Origin of the sequence: Desulfonema magnum (assembly GCF_017377395.1) — a bacterium.
GTDB classification, from domain to species: domain Bacteria; phylum Desulfobacterota; class Desulfobacteria; order Desulfobacterales; family 4be13; genus Desulfonema_C; species Desulfonema_C magnum.
Map to the genome: position 1 here is coordinate 2,179,975 of NZ_CP061800.1, position 19,641 is coordinate 2,199,615.

The 19,641-nt window shown below is 44.6% G+C and carries 19 protein-coding genes; 6 read left to right on the forward strand and 13 right to left on the reverse strand.

Features of this window, described 5'->3' with window-relative positions; genetic code table 11:
• Window positions 1-476: 476 nt before the first annotated feature.
• Both dnm_RS08765 and dnm_RS08770 read right to left on the reverse strand, forming a co-directional pair.
• On the reverse strand, window positions 477-1,733 hold the full coding sequence (locus dnm_RS08765) for an IS110 family RNA-guided transposase (protein ID WP_207677974.1): 1,257 nt from the start codon (window positions 1,731-1,733) through the stop codon (window positions 477-479).
• Between the two features lie 506 nt (window positions 1,734-2,239).
• Window positions 2,240-3,496: an IS110 family RNA-guided transposase gene (locus tag dnm_RS08770; RefSeq protein ID WP_207677974.1), complete on the reverse strand. Its 1,257-nt coding sequence runs from the start codon at window positions 3,494-3,496 to the stop codon at window positions 2,240-2,242.
• Between the two features lie 293 nt (window positions 3,497-3,789).
• Here dnm_RS08770 and dnm_RS08775 point away from each other — a divergent pair, with 293 nt between their 5' ends.
• The gene (locus dnm_RS08775) at window positions 3,790-4,011 is read left to right on the forward strand and encodes a hypothetical protein (protein ID WP_207682288.1); all 222 of its coding nucleotides are present in this window, start codon (window positions 3,790-3,792) and stop codon (window positions 4,009-4,011) included.
• Between the two features lie 244 nt (window positions 4,012-4,255).
• On the opposite strand, the gene hflX is transcribed toward dnm_RS08775, so the two are convergent.
• The gene (hflX, locus tag dnm_RS08780) at window positions 4,256-5,893 is read right to left on the reverse strand and encodes a GTPase HflX (protein ID WP_207682289.1); all 1,638 of its coding nucleotides are present in this window, start codon (window positions 5,891-5,893) and stop codon (window positions 4,256-4,258) included.
• A gap of 105 nt (window positions 5,894-5,998) precedes the next feature.
• On the opposite strand from hflX, the gene dnm_RS08785 reads away from it, so the two are divergent.
• Complete coding sequence (locus tag dnm_RS08785) at window positions 5,999-6,169, forward strand: hypothetical protein (protein ID WP_207682290.1); 171 nt, start codon at window positions 5,999-6,001, stop codon at window positions 6,167-6,169.
• A 34-nt stretch (window positions 6,170-6,203) separates the two neighbouring features.
• Here the strand turns inward: dnm_RS08785 and dnm_RS08790 are convergent, their stop codons facing one another.
• The 10 genes from dnm_RS08790 to dnm_RS08835 all read right to left on the reverse strand — a co-directional run bounded on the left by dnm_RS08790 (window position 6,204) and on the right by dnm_RS08835 (window position 16,364).
• Window positions 6,204-6,653: a DUF29 domain-containing protein gene (locus tag dnm_RS08790; RefSeq protein WP_207682291.1), complete on the reverse strand. Its 450-nt coding sequence runs from the start codon at window positions 6,651-6,653 to the stop codon at window positions 6,204-6,206.
• 191 nt (window positions 6,654-6,844) lie between these two features.
• Window positions 6,845-7,579, reverse strand: coding sequence for an ATP-binding protein (locus dnm_RS08795; protein WP_207682292.1), 735 nt, complete (start codon window positions 7,577-7,579; stop codon window positions 6,845-6,847).
• Between the two features lie 67 nt (window positions 7,580-7,646).
• Window positions 7,647-10,499: a replicative DNA helicase gene (gene dnaB / locus dnm_RS08800; RefSeq protein ID WP_207682293.1), complete on the reverse strand. Its 2,853-nt coding sequence runs from the start codon at window positions 10,497-10,499 to the stop codon at window positions 7,647-7,649.
• A gap of 312 nt (window positions 10,500-10,811) precedes the next feature.
• Entirely contained in the window at window positions 10,812-11,255 is a 444-nt protein-coding gene (rplI, locus tag dnm_RS08805; RefSeq protein WP_207682294.1) for a 50S ribosomal protein L9, read from the reverse strand.
• Between the two features lie 28 nt (window positions 11,256-11,283).
• Window positions 11,284-12,237: a DUF2232 domain-containing protein gene (locus dnm_RS08810; protein ID WP_207682295.1), complete on the reverse strand. Its 954-nt coding sequence runs from the start codon at window positions 12,235-12,237 to the stop codon at window positions 11,284-11,286.
• 171 nt (window positions 12,238-12,408) lie between these two features.
• Window positions 12,409-12,678, reverse strand: coding sequence for a 30S ribosomal protein S18 (gene rpsR, locus dnm_RS08815; protein WP_207682296.1), 270 nt, complete (start codon window positions 12,676-12,678; stop codon window positions 12,409-12,411).
• Between the two features lie 46 nt (window positions 12,679-12,724).
• Window positions 12,725-13,198, reverse strand: a complete 474-nt coding sequence (gene rpsF, locus dnm_RS08820; protein ID WP_207682297.1) for a 30S ribosomal protein S6 — start codon at window positions 13,196-13,198, stop codon at window positions 12,725-12,727.
• Between the two features lie 593 nt (window positions 13,199-13,791).
• Window positions 13,792-14,490, reverse strand: a complete 699-nt coding sequence (locus tag dnm_RS08825; RefSeq protein ID WP_207682298.1) for a NikL family nickel/cobalt ECF transporter subunit — start codon at window positions 14,488-14,490, stop codon at window positions 13,792-13,794.
• Complete coding sequence (gene cbiM, locus dnm_RS08830) at window positions 14,483-15,148, reverse strand: cobalt transporter CbiM (protein WP_207682299.1); 666 nt, start codon at window positions 15,146-15,148, stop codon at window positions 14,483-14,485. The genes dnm_RS08825 and cbiM overlap by 8 nt, the downstream gene beginning before the upstream one ends.
• Before the next feature lie 460 nt (window positions 15,149-15,608).
• Entirely contained in the window at window positions 15,609-16,364 is a 756-nt protein-coding gene (locus dnm_RS08835; RefSeq protein WP_435051589.1) for a DUF4198 domain-containing protein, read from the reverse strand.
• 362 nt (window positions 16,365-16,726) lie between these two features.
• On the opposite strand from dnm_RS08835, the gene dnm_RS08840 reads away from it, so the two are divergent.
• From dnm_RS08840 to dnm_RS08855, 4 genes are all read left to right on the forward strand, one after another.
• Window positions 16,727-17,455: an RDD family protein gene (locus dnm_RS08840; RefSeq protein WP_207682301.1), complete on the forward strand. Its 729-nt coding sequence runs from the start codon at window positions 16,727-16,729 to the stop codon at window positions 17,453-17,455.
• A gap of 316 nt (window positions 17,456-17,771) precedes the next feature.
• Window positions 17,772-18,335, forward strand: a complete 564-nt coding sequence (locus dnm_RS08845) for a hypothetical protein (protein ID WP_207682302.1) — start codon at window positions 17,772-17,774, stop codon at window positions 18,333-18,335.
• 4 nt (window positions 18,336-18,339) lie between these two features.
• On the forward strand, window positions 18,340-19,302 hold the full coding sequence (locus tag dnm_RS08850; protein WP_207682303.1) for a hypothetical protein: 963 nt from the start codon (window positions 18,340-18,342) through the stop codon (window positions 19,300-19,302).
• Complete coding sequence (locus dnm_RS08855) at window positions 19,299-19,625, forward strand: hypothetical protein (RefSeq protein ID WP_207682304.1); 327 nt, start codon at window positions 19,299-19,301, stop codon at window positions 19,623-19,625. Before dnm_RS08850 ends, dnm_RS08855 begins: the two co-directional genes overlap by 4 nt.
• The last annotated feature ends 16 nt before the right edge of the window (window positions 19,626-19,641 follow it).

Sequence of the window (19,641 nt, forward strand, 5' to 3'; positions counted from 1 at the left end):
ATATTTATTCTGAGAGTAGTTATGACATTTTGAACCAAAAATCAAAAGTTTCATCCTTTGTTGTGTCCGCAGGACATGGGAGTTTATATGAAACTCTAATTAATAAGAAATAAATTTAGTTCGTTATCTGAATAAAATAATTGCCGAATACGGATATTCAGAGTAAAAAAACACTTGTCCCGTAGTCTCCGAACGACTTTTTAAAATATTTCCGCACTTCTTAAAAAATGAGGCCGGTCCTGAAAAAAAAGTTTTATATTCGTAGTCTCTTAAAAGAGCTGACATTTTGTTGTGCAGGTGACCGGCCGGTCATGTTTATATCGGGCTCGCGGCGCCATTTTTTCACCGACCTTAAAATGTGAAGTGCTTCAGTTTTATTTACATCAGGCTGTTATTATCCTTTCCTGTTAAAAAACGGATTCGGTATATTCTTCATATTCTTTACAGTTTTCAATTTATTTTAAGGTTATTCTCTGTTAAGCGGAAGCAACCAGGTCATATCCTAACTGTGCGGCCTGTTTTTTTAGTCTGTTTATCTTTTTTTCCTGATTTTTGCCGGAAAGATATCCTTTACCCAGATCCTCAAAAGATTCTCCGTATTTTATTATATGATAAATTCCCTTTGCTATGCTGTGAGCAACTGCGACAACAGCTTTTTTGGCTCCGCGCCGATATTTTATACGATAATATTTGTCCTTATAATATGAGTCCCTCTTCTTAATGGCAGACCATGCAATTTCAACCATGACTGTTTTAAAGGGATGATTTCGGACCGGGGACCTGCCGCTTTTACGCTTGCCGGCACTTTCATTATTTCCGGGACAAAGTCCTGCCCAGGAACAGAAAGCAGCCTCATTTCCGAATTCTTCCAGTGTGAATCCTATATGACTGAGCACTGACTGACCGGCCACTGTGTTAATCCCGTATACTTCGTCCAGACGATCCAAAACTTCCTGATGAGGCCTCATAAGCCTGGCAAGACGGGCAGTTACGGATTTAATATTCCGCTCCGTTGCCTCAATTGTATCCATAAGCAGTTTTAACTGAAAACGATGGTGATCTTCAAAAAAACCCTGAATACTGCGATGAAGTTCCGCACTTTTGGAACCGAGACTTCCTTTCGCACATTTTTCAATATTTTCAAGGCTTAAATCCGCATCTTCGTCACAAAGGAGACTGATCAGGTTACGTCCTGTCACTCCGAACAGATCGGTCACCACAGAACTGATTTTGATATTGGCGGTCTCGAACAGTTTATGAACACGCCTCTTGTAATCTCCGAGAGTCTGTGTGTAATTTTTCCGAAGCGTTGTCAGGTCACGCCATTGTCTCACTTCCTTTGCCGGAATAAAACTGCCTTTCACAAGCCCGTGGCGAAGGAGATTGGCAAGCCATCTGCTGTCCTCGGTATCCGTCTTTCTGCCGGGAACATTTTTTATATGGCGCGCATTTACCAGGACAACATCCAGATGTCCTTCAAGGATATTGTGAACCGGACGCCAATACACACTTGTACTTTCCATTGCAACTGTCGGACAATTATTGTCGGTCAGCCAGTCCCTTAAAAGGAAAAGGCTGTCTGTAAAAGTCGGGAATTCCCTCACTTCATATTGCGGCGAGCCAAGGGGATTCAGAGTAATAAGACATGCTGAAATAATATTCTTGTGAACGTCCAGTCCGCAACAAACGGGATGCATTACTGAAATAATCGGGGTGTCTGATTTTTTAGTCATAACCGTCCTTCCTGTTATAATTGTTGATAAATATTTATTCTGAGAGTAGTTATGACATTTTGAACCAAAAATCAAAAGTTTCATCCTTTGTTGTGTCCGCAGGACATGGGAGTTTATATGAAACTCTAATTAATAAGAAATAAATTTAGTTCGTTATCTGAATAAAATAATTGCCGAATACGGATATTCAGAGTAAAAAAACACTTGTCCCGTAGTCTCCGAACGACTTTTTAAAATATTTCCGCACTTCTTAAAAAATGAGGCCGGTCCTGAAAAAAAAGTTTTATATTCGTAGTCTCTTAAAAGAGCTGACATTTTGTTGTGCAGGTGACCGGCCGGTCATGTTTATATCGGGCTCGCGGCGCCATTTTTTCACCGACCTTAAAATGTGAAGTGCTTCAGTTTTATTTACATCAGGCTGTTATTATCCTTTCCTGTTAAAAAACGGATTCGGTATATTCTTCATATTCTTTACAGTTTTCAATTTATTTTAAGGTTATTCTCTGTTAAGCGGAAGCAACCAGGTCATATCCTAACTGTGCGGCCTGTTTTTTTAGTCTGTTTATCTTTTTTTCCTGATTTTTGCCGGAAAGATATCCTTTACCCAGATCCTCAAAAGATTCTCCGTATTTTATTATATGATAAATTCCCTTTGCTATGCTGTGAGCAACTGCGACAACAGCTTTTTTGGCTCCGCGCCGATATTTTATACGATAATATTTGTCCTTATAATATGAGTCCCTCTTCTTAATGGCAGACCATGCAATTTCAACCATGACTGTTTTAAAGGGATGATTTCGGACCGGGGACCTGCCGCTTTTACGCTTGCCGGCACTTTCATTATTTCCGGGACAAAGTCCTGCCCAGGAACAGAAAGCAGCCTCATTTCCGAATTCTTCCAGTGTGAATCCTATATGACTGAGCACTGACTGACCGGCCACTGTGTTAATCCCGTATACTTCGTCCAGACGATCCAAAACTTCCTGATGAGGCCTCATAAGCCTGGCAAGACGGGCAGTTACGGATTTAATATTCCGCTCCGTTGCCTCAATTGTATCCATAAGCAGTTTTAACTGAAAACGATGGTGATCTTCAAAAAAACCCTGAATACTGCGATGAAGTTCCGCACTTTTGGAACCGAGACTTCCTTTCGCACATTTTTCAATATTTTCAAGGCTTAAATCCGCATCTTCGTCACAAAGGAGACTGATCAGGTTACGTCCTGTCACTCCGAACAGATCGGTCACCACAGAACTGATTTTGATATTGGCGGTCTCGAACAGTTTATGAACACGCCTCTTGTAATCTCCGAGAGTCTGTGTGTAATTTTTCCGAAGCGTTGTCAGGTCACGCCATTGTCTCACTTCCTTTGCCGGAATAAAACTGCCTTTCACAAGCCCGTGGCGAAGGAGATTGGCAAGCCATCTGCTGTCCTCGGTATCCGTCTTTCTGCCGGGAACATTTTTTATATGGCGCGCATTTACCAGGACAACATCCAGATGTCCTTCAAGGATATTGTGAACCGGACGCCAATACACACTTGTACTTTCCATTGCAACTGTCGGACAATTATTGTCGGTCAGCCAGTCCCTTAAAAGGAAAAGGCTGTCTGTAAAAGTCGGGAATTCCCTCACTTCATATTGCGGCGAGCCAAGGGGATTCAGAGTAATAAGACATGCTGAAATAATATTCTTGTGAACGTCCAGTCCGCAACAAACGGGATGCATTACTGAAATAATCGGGGTGTCTGATTTTTTAGTCATAACCGTCCTTCCTGTTATAATTGTTGATAAATATTTATTCTGAGAGTAGTTATGACATTTTGAACCAAAAATCAAAAGTTTCATCCTTTGTTGTGTCCGCAGGACATGGGAGTTTATATGAAAAAGGTGTTAGGTGTTAAGTGTCAGGTGTTAGGTGTCAGGTGTTAGGTGTCAGGTGTTAAGTGTCAGGTGTTAGGTGTTAGGTGTTAGGTGTTAGGAAAAATTATAAATTTTTCGTGCTTTGTTGTGTCCGCAGGTCATGGGAGTTTATATGTTATTGTGAGTGCCAAGTTATGAGCGTTATAAAATTTTATACGCTCATCCGCTGTCTGCTTTTTTCAGGATATATTGTTCAGGAATTTGAGATCAGCTATGCTGAGTCAGAGGCAGATATCAATGAATTCTCTCTTCCTTACCGAAGGAGAAAATCCGATCTGACAAAAAGTATGGGAGCCATGAAAAGGAAGAGCGGAGAAGCAGAACAATATTGCATTTGTTCATATAACGCTTTTTAAAGATACAACATATTATATGGGAATGCAACCTGTATTTTTAAAATGAAAGAATGAAGATTAAGAAATGAAGTCTGAATTCATGTGTTTGGGAAGGCAGGAGGATAAAACTGAACAGTCAGCCGGCGGTTTTCAGCGTATGTCCGGGGAATGCCGGTCCCTGAGCTTGTCGAAGGGGGGAGCCGGCAGAAAAAAATAACCGTGGAAGCACCTGGCTGGCCGGTACCGATCACTGACAACTGACGGCTCATCTCTGATCAGGACGCTGAATCATTCCTTCCATTTTTTCAATAAGGGGAATCAGTGTTGATCTGTCCTTGGCTGAAATGGCAATTCCGTCAAGGCTTCTGATGAGCGGAGCAATGGCTTCTTTTTCAACCAAATCCTGTTTGTTGAGAACACATATGCCAGGTATGTCATTCAGATCCAGATCAGTCAGTATGCGTTCCACGGATCTGATCTGGGCCTCAAAACGGGGATTGCTGATGTCAACCACATGAAGCAGAAGGTCCGCACTTTCGAGTTCTTCCAAAGTGGCACGAAACGCAACCATCAGGTCCTTGGGCAGATCTTTGATGAATCCCACTGTATCTGTGATAATGACCTCTGTATCTCTTGGAAATCGGAGACGCCTGCTTGAAGGATCCAGCGTGGCAAACAGCCGGCTTTCAGCCAGCACGCTGCTTTTTGTAAGGGTGTTTAACAGCGTGGATTTTCCAGCATTGGTATATCCGATAATGGAAATCACCGGAAGCCCTTTTTTATCCCGCCGGGTTTTCTGCTGTTTTCGCTGTTTTCTGACAAGAGACAGGGCTTTTGTCAGGCGTGTGATCCGGTCCCGCACCCGTCTCCGGTTTATTTCCAGCTTTGTCTCACCGGGTCCCCGGCCCCCGATACCGCCGGTGAGACGGGACATGGCCGTGTTCTTGGTAATCAGACGCGGCAGCAGATATTTGAGCTGGGCAAGTTCAACCTGAAGCTTTCCTTCCCTGGTTTGCGCACGCTGGGCAAAAATATCTAAAATGAGCTGGGTCCTGTCAATGATCTTCATATCGGTCTGATCTGTGATGGAACGCATCTGGGAGGGATTCAGTTCCTGATCAAAGACAATAACCGTGGCCCCTTTCCGAAGCGCCAGAATCGCCAGTTCCTGAAGCTTCCCGCGACCGATCAGAAATCTGGAATCAACAGCTTTGCGTTGTTGCAGCACGGTTTCAACTACTGTAATGCCGCCGGATAAAACAAGCTCTTCAAGCTCTGCCAATGATTCCATGGCGATCCGCCGGGGCGCGGTGGTGACGCTGACAAGGAGCGCGCGCTCTTTGCCAGTATCCGCGTCATATAAAGCTCTGAGCTGGGCAAGTTCGTCTTCAATGGCCTGGATAAGCTCAAGACATCCGATATCCAACTGATTCGGAGACAGGGGCGGAAGGATTTCATAGGGCGTGTTTTGGGAACCTCCGGGCAGAATATGCCCCATATGAATCTGATGTGGAAGCCCCTCTCCGGTTATTGTGACGGCCGCCATGATGTCGAGCCTCAGAAAGGCAAGGTCAGTGAGGTCATCGCCGGTAAGGGGTTCATTGTTCAAATGGGTGTGAAGACATCTCAGCCCTTTGAGACGTCCCGGGGTGGTGGCCCGGTACTGGCTGATATCCGGAATGACAATCCGCTGATGATCCCCTGCAATGACATAGGCGATCTTGCCCATGCGGTCTATGAGAAGGCCGATTTGGCGGCGAATTTCATGAGAGAGCCGGGTCACGTCCCGGGCAAGTTCATAAGAAATAAGAAATTCCGGAGAAACACGGCGGCGATACAGATTTTCAAGCCTGCGGATATGGTTTGCCTTGAGTCCGCTGGTATTTCCAAAAACACGTTTCATAAAAATAATAACTCAGTTCTCGTTCCCAGGCTCTGCCTGGGAACGCATACCCGAGGCTCTGCCTCGTGTATCAACATCCGGCCGATGATTCAGGTGAATGATGCCATGCGAGGCTCTGCCTCGTATATCAACATCCGGCCGATGATTCAGGTGAATGATGCCATGCGAGGCTCTGCCTCGTGTATCAACGTCCGGCCGATGATTCAGGTGAATACGATGCTATGCGAGGCGGAGCCTCGGGGTATGCGTTCCCAGGCGGAGCCTGGGAACGAGTAATTTATTAAATTTTGGGAATGCTTTTGCCGTAAGTTCAGTCAGGATAAAAATTCTTATCCAGACCTTGTTCCAAAGAATACGGACAGATTTCGGGAAAATCAGCTTCGGGAATACCAGTTTCATTGGCAGCATATTCCACAGCGTCCGCATAAGCCCTTGTCAGTTTCTCATCAATCCCGTGTTTCAGGCTCGGACTGGTTTCCAGCAGTCCCCTTATCTGCTGCCTCTGTTCAATGATAGTTCCTTTCCAGCTTTTTGAACGGTACCTGGGTTCAAACTGCCATTTCAGCAAATGAGCGAACAATATCTTCAGCCGGCTGACCAGTTCCCGGTGCTGGCTTTTTCCCATGGTCTCCAATTCCTCCGCAATATTTTCCACATCAATTTCAGATAATTTCCCCTCTCTTAAAAGCCCCGCATTACGGTCAAGCCATGCACAGAAATCATGTTCATATATGTTTTGAGAAATTTCTGATGGGTTCATACGCATTCTCCTAATCCGTAATATACTGAAAATAAATGATAAGCGATAAACAGATCGTATGCTCCCGCACATTTTTGCCGGGCAGGATTTGCAACCCCGTCCGGGATGTTTTCCGGATCACCGCCGATAAAAATTTCGGACGGGGTTGCAAACCCCGTCCGGCAACATCGTCCGGCAAACTGATTGTATCTTCAGATGTTCTTTTCAGTTCGGTAATCCTTTCCAGTAAATTTTATTTCGGTTGCACAGCCTTTTATACGGCTTATAATCGCCTTGCCTAAGTCCTTTATACTCTCATCTTTTATCCAAAGTTTTTTCAGTTCGTTTATTGTGTGATTCGCTGTGAGTATTGTGGGGATGTTAAAACGATAACGGTAATCAATCAGTTCATATAGCTGGCCCATAGCCCCGGGAGATGCAAGCTTTTTGTCCAAGTCGTCAATCATGAGTATCCTGACTTCTCTTACGATTTTCCATTCATTTTCAATGAAGTTATTCTCATAAGATTGTTGCATTTTTGAGCAATATTCCGCCCATTGAATTGCAGCAGGTTCCCACAGGTGATCCACAGCGATCTGCCGGGTCAGGGCATATGCCATATGTGTTTTTCCCAGGCCGTTATCTCCGCATAAATAGAGCCAGTTTTTTTTATCCAGCTTAATATTTTCTCTGTATTTATCCAGTTGTTCCTCAATACCTATGTCTTTCCATGTTTTGAGTGTCATTGTTGCGTTAATGCCGGAACTGAATCCTCTTGCTTTGAGGGCGAATATTATATCCTGTTCTTTTGATATTCGTTTTTCTGATTTTTTCCGTTCCAAAATGCAACTGCATGTAACAGCGAATCTCCGTTCTTTCCCTCTGAATTTTTTATAAATGTATTGAATTGGTTTTCCACATCGTTCGCAGATTTTATTTGATTGCATATGGTTTCTCTTTACTGAAACAGGTTCTGTAAGGCTACTGAAAATTCCCCTGTCCTTCATATGCATATCATCCATCATACTCCGGAGCCGGGTTTTCAAACCGTGTATATTTATTGATGAAGGTCAGCGGCACCGTCCCCACAGGTCCGTTTCGCTGCTTGCTGATGATGAGTTCTGCTGTGCCTCTGTTGGGATTATTTTCATCTTTGTTATATATCTCATCTCTGTAGATAAAAGCAACCACATCCGCATCCTGCTCCAAGGACCCTGATTCCCTCAGATCTGAGAGCTGAGGTCGTTTGTCACCTCGTTCTTCGAGCTTTCTGTTTAGCTGGGAAAGGGCTATCACCGGCACTTCAAGCTCTTTGGCCAGCGACTTTAAGGATTTTGACATTTCTGCGATTTCAAGGTCCCTGCGCTCGGCCGAAGCACTGCTTTTCATAAGCTGCAAGTAGTCAATGATGATCAGCCCCAGCCCCTTGTCCATCTTGAGCCTGCGTGACTTGGCTCTGATTTCCATGCTTGAAACATTGGGAGAATCATCTATGTAAATGGGCAGATCGGTCAGAACTGTGGCAGCATCTGTGATATTTTCCCAGTCTTCCCTGCTGAAAAAACCGCTTCTTATGCGGGATGAATCCACCCTTGCATCGGAACAGAGCATGCGCATGGTCAGTTGCTCTTTTGACATCTCAAGTGAAAATACCGCCACCGCGACATTTGCCTTATCTGCCGCGTTCCTGGCAATATTCAGGGCAAGCGCGGTATTATGAACGCAGATATCGTTAGCCACAAAGTTGTGTGTGTCAGGAATCGTCAGATCATAGACCTGCTTTTCTCCCATTGACACGATGGAGACAATTTCATCCCAGTACACCTCACTCCGGGCCAATGCCTGCAAATCTTCATCCTTCAGCGCGTTTGCCAAAGCGGCAAGACGTTTTCTGGGCAGCGATCTTTTCCCGACATGAATGTTGGAATAGCCTGCAATTCCTGCGCGTTTGGCAAGTTGCGCCCAGGATTCACTGCCTTTGAGCTGTGTCAGTTGCTCCCAAATTTCTGCCGGAATCAGATCCGTGTTGGTTCTGTAAGGCTTTGAGGCAATAGCGGCCCTTACTTTTTCAAGGGCATCCTCTTTGCCAAATATCCCAATATCCCTGATGAAAACACGGATTGAATCAGCATCTGTGATGTCCAACTGCCAAGCAAAACGACGCTCACCTGCATACGCCATACTGCGTTTCTTTATTTTGGCAATAATTCCGAAACGCAGGAGCAAATGCTGTATCTGACGAATCAGTTTTTCGCTTACACTGCAATATCCCATCTGCGCCTGCCCGCTGCTCAGGACACTGGCCCAGCCATCTGTGGCAAACACGCGGTTCAGGAACAGGGCAAGCAACTCGCGGGGGAGCCTGAATATCGGCGAGGGGACAAATTTATCGTGCGAATTTTTCCCCTGAAGGCCCAGTTTTTCCAGCCATAAAACCAGCATGTTTTTACTGTTCTTGGCAACCGCGGAATAGCCATCAGGCATCAGTTGGGACAGATCAGTTTCCAAAAAGCTGCTGATAGTGTCCAGCAAGGCAAACGAGGGCGCATATTTGGCGTTCACCCAGCCGCTCACAGCAGATGGGGACGCACCGATGCCTTTTGCAAACTGTTTTTGGGATAAGCCTTTTCCTGCGATTTGTTCTCGCAGGAGATGTGAGAATAACATTCTGTTTTCTGTGAATTCAGGGGCAGAAGACACGCTGACATCAGGGGATCGGTTTGCACTTCTGCTCACGCGCGCCGTAATCCCGCCGAACGCTTCCGCAGCCTTGACAAAATCCGCCAGCATGCGAGGATGCTGGTTCGTGAATCTCGGACTGGCATTGGTCAGATTGCCGTCACCGATCAGATAGGCCAGCAGTTTAATTTCACATTCACGCATGGCTTCGGTGCCAAAAATATCCAGTTTTCTGGGTACAGCGATTTTATCCCCGGGTTTCAGTTCGGAAAGGGGCTTCCATCCCTGAATCGTCAGAAACGGATGGGGCAGGGTGGTTTCCACAAAACGCCCCAGGCGGGTGGTGACACGAAAAACCATTTTTTTATTGTCATCAACAAAGTCAGAGGGCTGTGTGGGACTGAATTTCCAGTTTTTGTTTAATGTCAGAAGCTCCGCGTGCTGACGCCGGCAGATGTCCGCTATGGTGGTGACACTGCCATCGGCCAAAAGGATTTCTGTGGAGGCTTCGCAGCATTTGCCCATGGACGGCCTTGCCGCAAGGATAATCAGGTCCGCAGGCTGGAGCCCCGCGGTCATCTCATCGAGTTTGCTGAAGCCCGTGGGAACCCCGGTCACCAGGGCTTTTCTTTCCTGACGTTCCTCAAGCGTGTCAATGGTGCCGTCAATGAGTTTGCCAATGGAATAAAACGCGGGATTAATTTTGTTTTCCGAGATTTCAAAAATGGAACGCTCTGCAAAGTCAATGATGTCGTCAATATTTCCCTGATCTTCAAAGCACCGCCCGGTAATGGCATTTGACTTTTCGATCAGCCGTCTTAAACACGCTTTGTCGTGGACGATTCTCGCATGGTGAGCCGCGTTTACAGAAATTGGGACACTGTCTATCAGCCATGCAAGATAGCTTTCTCCGCCGATTTTTTCCAGGTCGTCTTTTTCTCTCAGAACACCTAACACAGTGATAATGTCCACAGGACTGTCTTTTCTGAAAAGCTCCGCCATGGCTTCAAAAATTTTTTTATGCACAGAACTGTAAAAATCATCCGGGGAGAGGATTTCAATGATATCAAGCAGCATACTGCTGTCGCGCAGAACTGTGCTGAGTATGGACTGTTCAGCTTCTATGTGTTGCGGCGGCAGATGATGAAGGGAAGGGTCCTTAACGATTTGAAACTGGCTATGGGCCATCTGATCTGATTGAATATATTAAGGTTAGGAAAAAAAGGCACTGGTTCCGTTCAATGGGATTTTTCAGGGAAATTTATCGGATTTGTTTGAAAAAACAGTAGCTTGGCCAACTTTTGATCTGTTCATATAACCATCTGTTTTTACGAGCTTTCCCATTGAACGGAACCAGTGCCGAAAAAAACACTCAGAAACTAATGCCTTGTCAAGATTGAAATTATGAGTTGGTCTTTATATACGTCAGCTCCTAAAAACAAACTTGACAACGCACTAAGCTTTTTTCCAAAAAAAATTAGTTTCTGAGTCTCTTGGAAGTTATTCCGGTACGATTTCAACCGTAATTTCGGTTTCAACATCTTTGTAAATACGAATGGGGATTTTGAAAGTGCCGATGGTTTTGATAGGCTCAGTAAGTAAAACCATCTGCTTTTCAATCTTAATATCCTGAGTTTCAAGGGTATCAAGAATATCACGCAAAGACACGGAACCATAAAGACGGTCCTCCTGGCTGACCTTGGCAACGATCTTGCATGTAACCCCCTCAAGCCTTTTAGCCATTTCCTCAGCAAGTCCCTTTTCTTTGGCAATCTGGAGTTCAATTTTGAACTTTTCCTGTTCCAGTATTTTGCGATTTGCAGGCGTTGCTTTCAGGGCTTTGCTCTGGGGTAAAAGATAATTACGGGCATAACCATCCGCAACTGTCACCTCACTGCCGATAATGCCCAGTGAGTCTATTGTTTCTTTTAAAATTACTTTCATTTAAAAAACCTCCGCTAAGGAACAGCCTTTATTCCTTTTTTTGCGTTTCCAATTTTCTGAAGTCTGTCCACATATCAAAAAAACCAAGTCCGACAACAAGAAGCATCATTACCATCGGTTGCAGAATGACAAGGCTGTATAAAAAAAATCTGAGAACACGGGGGAACCGTTTTTTTTCAAAATAAAACGATACAATGGCCACCCCCTGAAAAAAATATATCACCATCAGAATAAGAAGGCCGCTCAGACCGAATATTTTAAAAAACGGGTCTGAAAACAAAAGCGTCAGTCCGCATCCGATAACGCCCCATACAAGAAATTCAGGCGCTTTCCATAAATTAAGAGAACCGAAATCAGGGTAAAAAAGATTCCTGCTTTTAAGCACGGGCCTGGCGACCAGCAGACTTATCCACGCCTCAAAAAGGGTTGACGCAATGATATAGGCGGGAATGAATCTTATGATAAAAAAATGAATGTCTTCCCGAATTCTTGAAATGGTATGGATGTTTTCTTCCGGTGCTTCCATGGTCCGAAGCAGTTCAATCATCAAATCAATGACTTTTGCTATATATTCCGATACCAGGGTGGCAATGTTTGTTCCGGATATATTATTATAAAGCAGCAGGCCGACACATCCTGCCAGCAGCACTGTGGCACACGCATACCCTACTGTTTTTTCAATCGAAATATCCAACTCAATCAGCTCACCCAGAACAAACCCCAACAATAGCAGCTTAACATAGAATAATATACCGAGAGATATCCCCCCGAACATCACAAGCATCACAATGGCTGACGCGACAGGGACGATGCTTCCGGTTTTTCTGCCGAGTTTTGAACGATAAAAAAGAATCGGCAAGGGGATGAACAGGGATAAAAAACTGAAGATCGGCATATAGGCTGATATTGCAAATATAAGGCTTGTGGTGGCAATACCAGTTAGGATATCCTTTGATACTTCCCCTTGAATTGTCTGCGGCACTTATCCTCTTCTCCCAAGTGTCAGGTGTTAAAGGACAGGTTTAAATAATTTTTTTCTTTAAGGTCAGAGACCTGCGAGGTTTGAAAAACCTCGCAGGTCTCTGGTCAGGGTTAAGCTATTCAAACCTCAGTTCTGATTATCAGGAAACACATCTGACACCTGATGACAAATCTATGATTCCATCGTACCCACATAGGGCAGAAGCGCAATTGTGCGGGCGCGCTTGATGGCCTGTGTCAGTGCGCGCTGATGTTTTGAACAGGTTCCGGATATACGTCTCGGAATGATCTTACCGCGCTCTGTTATAAAATACCTGAGTGTTTTTACATCTTTGTAATTAATTACCAGACTGCTGTCCGCACAAAAGCGGCAAACTTTACGTCGCTGGAATATTCTTTTCTTCTTAACATTGGATACCCGTCTTTGGGGGCGGAAAGCCATTTTACAACTCCTCTTTCTTATTTTTCTGGGTTTCTGTTATTTTTTCTTATGCTTTGGCTTCCGGTTCGGGCGCGTCAGCAGCTTCCGGTTCGGGCGTATCAGCAGCTTCCGGTTCGGGCGCATCAGCAGCTTCCGGTTCGGGCGTATCAGCGGCTTCCGGAGAAGCGTCCGACGGTGTTTCCTCGCTGGTTTCCGGTTCGGCCATTTCTTTCTTTAAACTTTCAACATCTACAGCGTCTTCAAGCAAAACTGTCATGTATTTCAAAGACCGGTCATCAATCCGGCAAATTCGTTCTATTTCAAGCACAAGGTCTCCGGTTCCGCAATAATCCAGACGAACATAATGACCCCGGGTCTTTTTCTTAATTTCATAAGCGAGCTTCTGGGTTCCCCATTCATCAAACATCACCAGAAACCCTTTCTGCTCAGAAATGAGTTCTTTTATTTTTTTAAAAAAGGGATCCCGATCTTCATTTGAAAGATCAGGATCGGTAATGAAAATCGTCTCATATCTTCTCATACAACAAATAACCTCCTTACGGATATAAAGCCCCGATGAAAAATCAGAGCAAGGACAGGGTAAAAGTATAGAATCATCAATGACTTACCCTCTCATGAAAGTACGGATTTATCCGCTTACCGAAACGAATAAATCCGCACTTGAAATAAAGCGATAAAAATCTGTGCATAAAAATAAACATGAATCAGCTCACCTGTATATACAGACAGACGGATTCACTAAAATTCTTTTTAATAGCATTACAGAAAGGGGGATGTCAAGATGATTTTAACAACAGGGAATCTGATTTGTTTTGCCAGACGGGGTTTTTCGCCCCGGACGGGGTTTCAGTTTTGCCTTTTTGCCGGACGGGGGTTGCAATCCATATGCATCAGGCTAAGACTGCCGGACGGGGTTTGCAACCCCGTCCGAAACGTTTGTTTTCGGGGGTCGGAAAATATTTCGGACGGGGTTGCAAACCCCGTCCGGCAGATCACGGATTAATAAAAACAATGAGTTACGATCTTAGCCTGATGCATATGGGGTTGCAATCCCGTCCGAAATATTTTCGGATCATCGTCAATAAATGTTCCGGCAATGAAAAATGCAATAAATCAGGGAGATTTTTTCCGACGACAATTAAAATAAGCGGCAACCCCCGCCAGACCGAAAATATAGCCGATACCTCCGAAAATATCCGTGACAGAGGGTTTCTGATCCTGTCGGAGTTCATTCAGCATTTTAATGACAGGTTTCAGTTTGTTATCAAGCGATTTTTCCATTGCCAATTGGATATCAGCCATCAGAACAGGGACTGGTGCTGATATGGCCTGAATCGCTTTTTCCGGCTCGTTTGCAACCGGTTTCGGAGAAGCAAAGGTTTCAGTTTCTTCGGCCTCTCCGATCTCTTCAAGGGGAATTATCCATTCTCCCCGGTGGCCCATTCCGGCCATGACAACAATCTTTAATGCCCTATTATCCGGAATCTTAAAGGAAAATTCTCCCTGATTATTTGTCTTTCCCTTAATAAATTGCCGGGTTTCCGAAGGATCAGAAACAATGACCTCCCCTCCTCTGACCTTTTTTCCGCCGCTGAATTTGCTCTCAACATATACCATGTCTCCTTCCACCCATGCAAAAACGGTTACTTTGTGGGCACTGGCAGAGACAGTAAAAAGAAGCAAAACTGCCATAAAAAAAATAAATAAATACATTTTTTTTATGGTGAAAAATTTTTGAAGCTCCTCTCTGATCCGGAGTGCGGGGAAAACTTTCAGAAGCTTTGAATTTCGGATATCATATTGGTTACTCATTTGCATTTGCGACTCCGGTAGGTTCGAATATTTTTTTTTCTCTGATTCGCGTTTCACTGAAATGCCGGGGCAACATATCCGGTTGAACTTTCTGTAAAAAACCTACGCAAAAAGCCGTAACAACTCCTTCAATAATCATCACAGGGATATGCGCGGCCAGTATCAGCCCGCAGACTTTCAGAAAATTTTCTTCTGTGAACATCAGGGCAAATGCAACGATCAGCCCGCTAATAAGCACGGAAAAAGCACCGCATGCAAATGCCGCTGAAAAGGCAATAACAGGTTTCTTTTTGAGCAGAGGCGCAAAAAACATATAACAAATCACAGCCGGTATGGCCATGATCACTGTGTTTACGCCGAGGGTGGTAATACCGCCAAACTGGAAAAACACGGCCTGAAGCATCAGGGCAATCAGAATGGCGGGAAACGCGGCCCATCCCAGCAAAAGCCCCACAATTCCGTTAAGAATAAGGTGGACACTGGAAGGGCCGATGGGAACGTGAATCAGCGAGGCCACGAAAAAAGAGGCTGAAAGGATACCGGTCTTGGCAATGCCGTCATAATCCAGCTTTTTCAGACCAACTGCCGTGCCTGCTGCGGCAATCGCCGCGCCTGAAAACAAAACAGGGGCAGATAAAATACCTTCGGAAATGTGCATCAGAAAACTCTCCTTAAAATTAAATGTGTTGGATGTTGGGTTTTGGCTGTTAGGTGTTAGGGTGTTAGGTGTTAGGATGTTAGGGTGTTAGGTGTTAGGTGTTAGGTGTTAAGGTGTTAGGAAAAATGCTCAAATTTAACGCTTAGTGATTAACAACTTAGGAATTTCCTAAAAAAATAATCTACCCGAAATGTAGGGTGGGTGGAGCGAAGCGAAACCCACCGTCTGCGCTTTCTGAGTTGCCCTTCGGCCCTTCGACAGGCTCAGGGGTCTGAAATTTCGTTCCCGTTCCCTGAGGCTGTCGAAGGAAACGGGAACGGGTAAAAAATAATAGCAAAAAGTGATATTTTTAGACAGCTTACCTAACACCTAACACCTAACACCTAACACCCTAACACCTAACACCTAACACCCTAACACCCTAACACCTAACACCTAACACCCCTAACACCTAACGATCTTATTTCATTTTCCAGTCCTGAAATTCCACCCAGATGACTGCACCAATTTCCACATCTTTATCCTCACCATCGTGTTTTATTTTATTATCTGATGTGTTCAGCGCTGCAAATCCCCACCATCCGGCTTTGGGTGAGGCATAGGTAAAGATGCCGTTTTGATCTGCCTTGATGGTCTGAGTGACCATATAATCTGTGGGAGCTTCTGATTTTCCGTCTGCGTTATAATATTCCACCTCTACTTCGGCATATGGAACAGGTTTGCCGTCAAGTTTGACAATTCCCTGGAAAATGTTTCCGGCATAAAGTCCGAAAGGTTTTGAAAGCGGTACGATTTCGGTTTTAAGGCCGATTTCAGCGTCCCATCCTTCATCATCTCCGAAAGCAGTGACCACAGTCTTTGTATAATGAACGATAAAACAGTCTTCCGCAGGTTCCCAGTAAGGTTTGGGTTCCATATAAAACATATATATTCCAGGGCGTTTTATCTTGTAATCTGCTTCCCATGCAGTATGATCCATGATCTTGGCATTTTTGAGCGTGCCCAGCAGGTCTTCCTTTTTGCCGTTAGCCATGACACCGAAAGCAGCGGGTTTTTCCAATTCCATTCCGATCAGTTCAAAAGGATGGGAAAAAGAAAGCTTCATATTTACAGTTTTGTTCTCTCCCTGCATGACCATGGAGTCAGAAGGAATCACCATGCCATAATGGGCAAATCCCGGAGCAACAGTCAGCAGAGCAAATACAATCAGGGTCATTGAAAAAATAGTTTTTTTCATAAAAATAAAATAACCTCCGTTTTACAAAAAAAACACGAACTCACCCTATCTTCATGATATGGATTACCTTTGTGGTCTGAGTTGTTGTGTTCAGGTGAAAAAGTTGTGTTCAGATGAAAAAAATGTTGTATTATGCAGGCTTCTGCTTGCGGATTGTGCGAGTTTATGTATATGAAAAGGGAATGGGTGTCAATGGTTAATTAAAAATTGAAAATTGGGAATTGAGAATGTTCCAAAATGCTCGCTTGGGATTGACAACTCCCGGGCATTCCAACGGATTTTCCAATCATACAGGAGCGATAATTATCAATTATCAATTTTTTGTAAAGCCGGAGGGAATTATGAAGTGGTATTATGCTGATAACGGAGAGCAAGTCGGCCCGGTGAGTGAGGAAGATTTTCAAAGGCTGACGAGGGAGAATAAAATCAGTTCCAAGACACTGGTATGGCATTCCGGTATGGCTGACTGGCAGGAATATGGCAAAGTCAGGGTGTCTGATGCTGAAACAGAGCTAAAAGCAAAAATAACGGGAAATTCCGGGGAATCGTTTTGTTCCGAATGCGCCAGGGCATTTCCCCGGGATGATATGATCCGTTACGGAGATTCCTGGGTGTGCTCGTCCTGCAAGCCCGCGTTTTTTCAAAAGTTGAAAGAGGGAATGAATGTCGGAAACGACATGAGATATGCAGGATTCTGGATCCGCTTTGGTGCCAAAATTATTGACGGAATCATTTTAGGTGTCCTTAACAGCTTTCTTTCCGACCTTGCACAGATTGCCGAATCGCCTTTTCTGCCGATCCATTTGTTTTTGCTTCAAATTATCATTGCCACTGCCTACACAACATGGCTTCTGGGCAAATTTGGTGCCACAATAGGAAAAATGGCCTGTAAGATAAAGGTGGTCACTGATGACGGTGGAAAAATAAGTTATGCCAGAGCGTTTGGGCGGTATTTTGCAGAGATTCTGAGCAGCATAATGTTACTGATTGGCTATATTATGGCCGCGTTTGATGAACAGAAACGAACCTTGCATGATCGGATATGTAACACCCGGGTGATCAGAAAATGAGATAAAATACAGATTCAGCAGATCGAAAAGTTTCCTGACTGTGTGCGGAACAGCAGAGAAACCCGGCTTTTTTCCCGGACAGGGGACCTCCCCTGCTGAAAAAAACCGGGTTTTTCCCCCGTCCGTCATGTCTGCTCTGTGACAGGCCGAAAACTTTTCGATCTGGCTGAGATTCAATCTCGTTCCCACGCAAAGCGCAAGAACGAGAAAAACGGGACGTAAGGCATGGAAACGAGGAACAGGGAATTTTCGATCTGCTGAGATTATCTGATATCCGGCATTCCGTGTCAGGATCATCAGGAAAGGAAGGGCTGTTTTGCTTAAATGCACCAAATGTATGGCCCCCCTTAAAGGGGAACTCTTTAACACTCCCGAAATGAGCCGATGTCCCTCCTGTGGCGTTCTGATAAAAGCCGATGTCTTTCCTGCTTTGTTCAGAGAGCTGCCCACGGGAAACTCCGGAGAAACCCTTCTGATGGATGATGAGGCAGCGTGTTTTTATCATCCCGGGAAAAAGGCGGTGGTTCCGTGTTCTGTCTGCGGCAGATTTTTGTGCGCTTTATGTGATATTGATTTCAATGGCAGGCATATATGTCCTTCCTGCCTTGAAACTGGCAAAAAAAAACGGAAGATCAGAAACCTTGAAAACCATCGGATGCTTTATGATAATATGGCGTTATATCTGGCTGTTATTCCCATGATGTTTATCTTCCCTACGATTCTTACTGCCCCGGCCGTGCTTTTTATAACTCTCCGTTATTGGAAAGCCCCTGCAAGTCTTATTCCGCGAACCAAAATTCGCTTTATAACAGCCTTTTTTCTTGCCGGATGCCAACTGCTCGGATGGGCCGTATTTTTTTATTCTTTGGCAACGCGTTAGCATAATGAAAAAACAAACAAAAGAATACAGACGCTTACCAGGTAAAAAAAGAGGCTTTTTCGGATATAATGTCCTTTACCTGGGGTCGGATCACCTGCTCTCTGTTTATTCAACAAGCTTCTCAGAAGATTATAAGCGGTTTTATTACAAGGATATTCAGGCCATTATTATCCGAAAAACCGCTATCGGAAAAATTTCAAATATAGTAGCATGCCTGAGTCTCGCAGGTTTTATCTTGCTTCTCTTTACCGAACCCCCTTTTTTTGATAAGATAATAGGAATAACAGGCGGTTTGTTCTTTTTATGCCTGCTGATCAACTGGCTGAAAGGGCCTACTTGTATATGTCACCTCCGGACAGCCGTGCAAATGGAAAAATTGCCGTCACTGCATCGGGTGAAAACAGCCCGGAAAGTCATAACGCTTTTAAGACCAAAAATTGAAGAAGTTCAGGGAATATTACCCCCCGAAGCATTAACGGAGAACATTCCGAAGCGTTTTCCGGATTCCCTGGCGGACAGGCCGGATAACTCGTTTTCAAGGCATGAACATGGAAAAGTGCATTATATTTTATTCTGCCTGCTGTTGGTCGTCGGGGTGGCAGATCTGACAGATTTGTTCTATAATCATCCGGCCATCAGTCTTTTGGTAAGCATCATAACCATGGCAATCTGTGTATGCGTCATTATTGCGTTGGTCAAACAGCATGGCAGTGATATGAAAAAAGCGGTTCAGGTCATGACATGGATAACCCTGGGCTATGCCTGTGCTGCTTTAATTTTCAGCTATGTTTTTTCCTTTGTCACCGCAATAAAACACCCGGGAATAATACATAATCACTGGGCAATACTCAAAATGATCTCTGCATTGTCGCCATTGGACAGTCCGTGGCTGACAGGTTACTATATCTTTTCCATATGCTGTGAGTTTATACTCGGCATTTCCGGACTTGTTCTGTTAAAAAAATGAAACTGACCCATCAGCGATGTGCCAATCATAGTTTCCGTGAGGCTGCGGCCCGATGTCCTGAATGCGGCCGTTATTTTTGCAGGGAATGCGTCACCGAACATGAAGACCGGGTCCTTTGCACCAATTGTCTGGAGAGACTGAAAACCCCGGAGCCTGCCCGGTCTTTTCGATTAAAAAAAATCTTCAGATTTATCCAGTTTTCACTCAGCCTGCTGGTGCTGTGGCTGTGTTTTTATTATCTGGGGCAAAGCCTGATTTCTCTGCCTGCCAAATTCCATGAAGGAACATTGTGGCAGATGTCGGCCAGAACCCTGCATGAATGATCACCCCTTCCTGGAA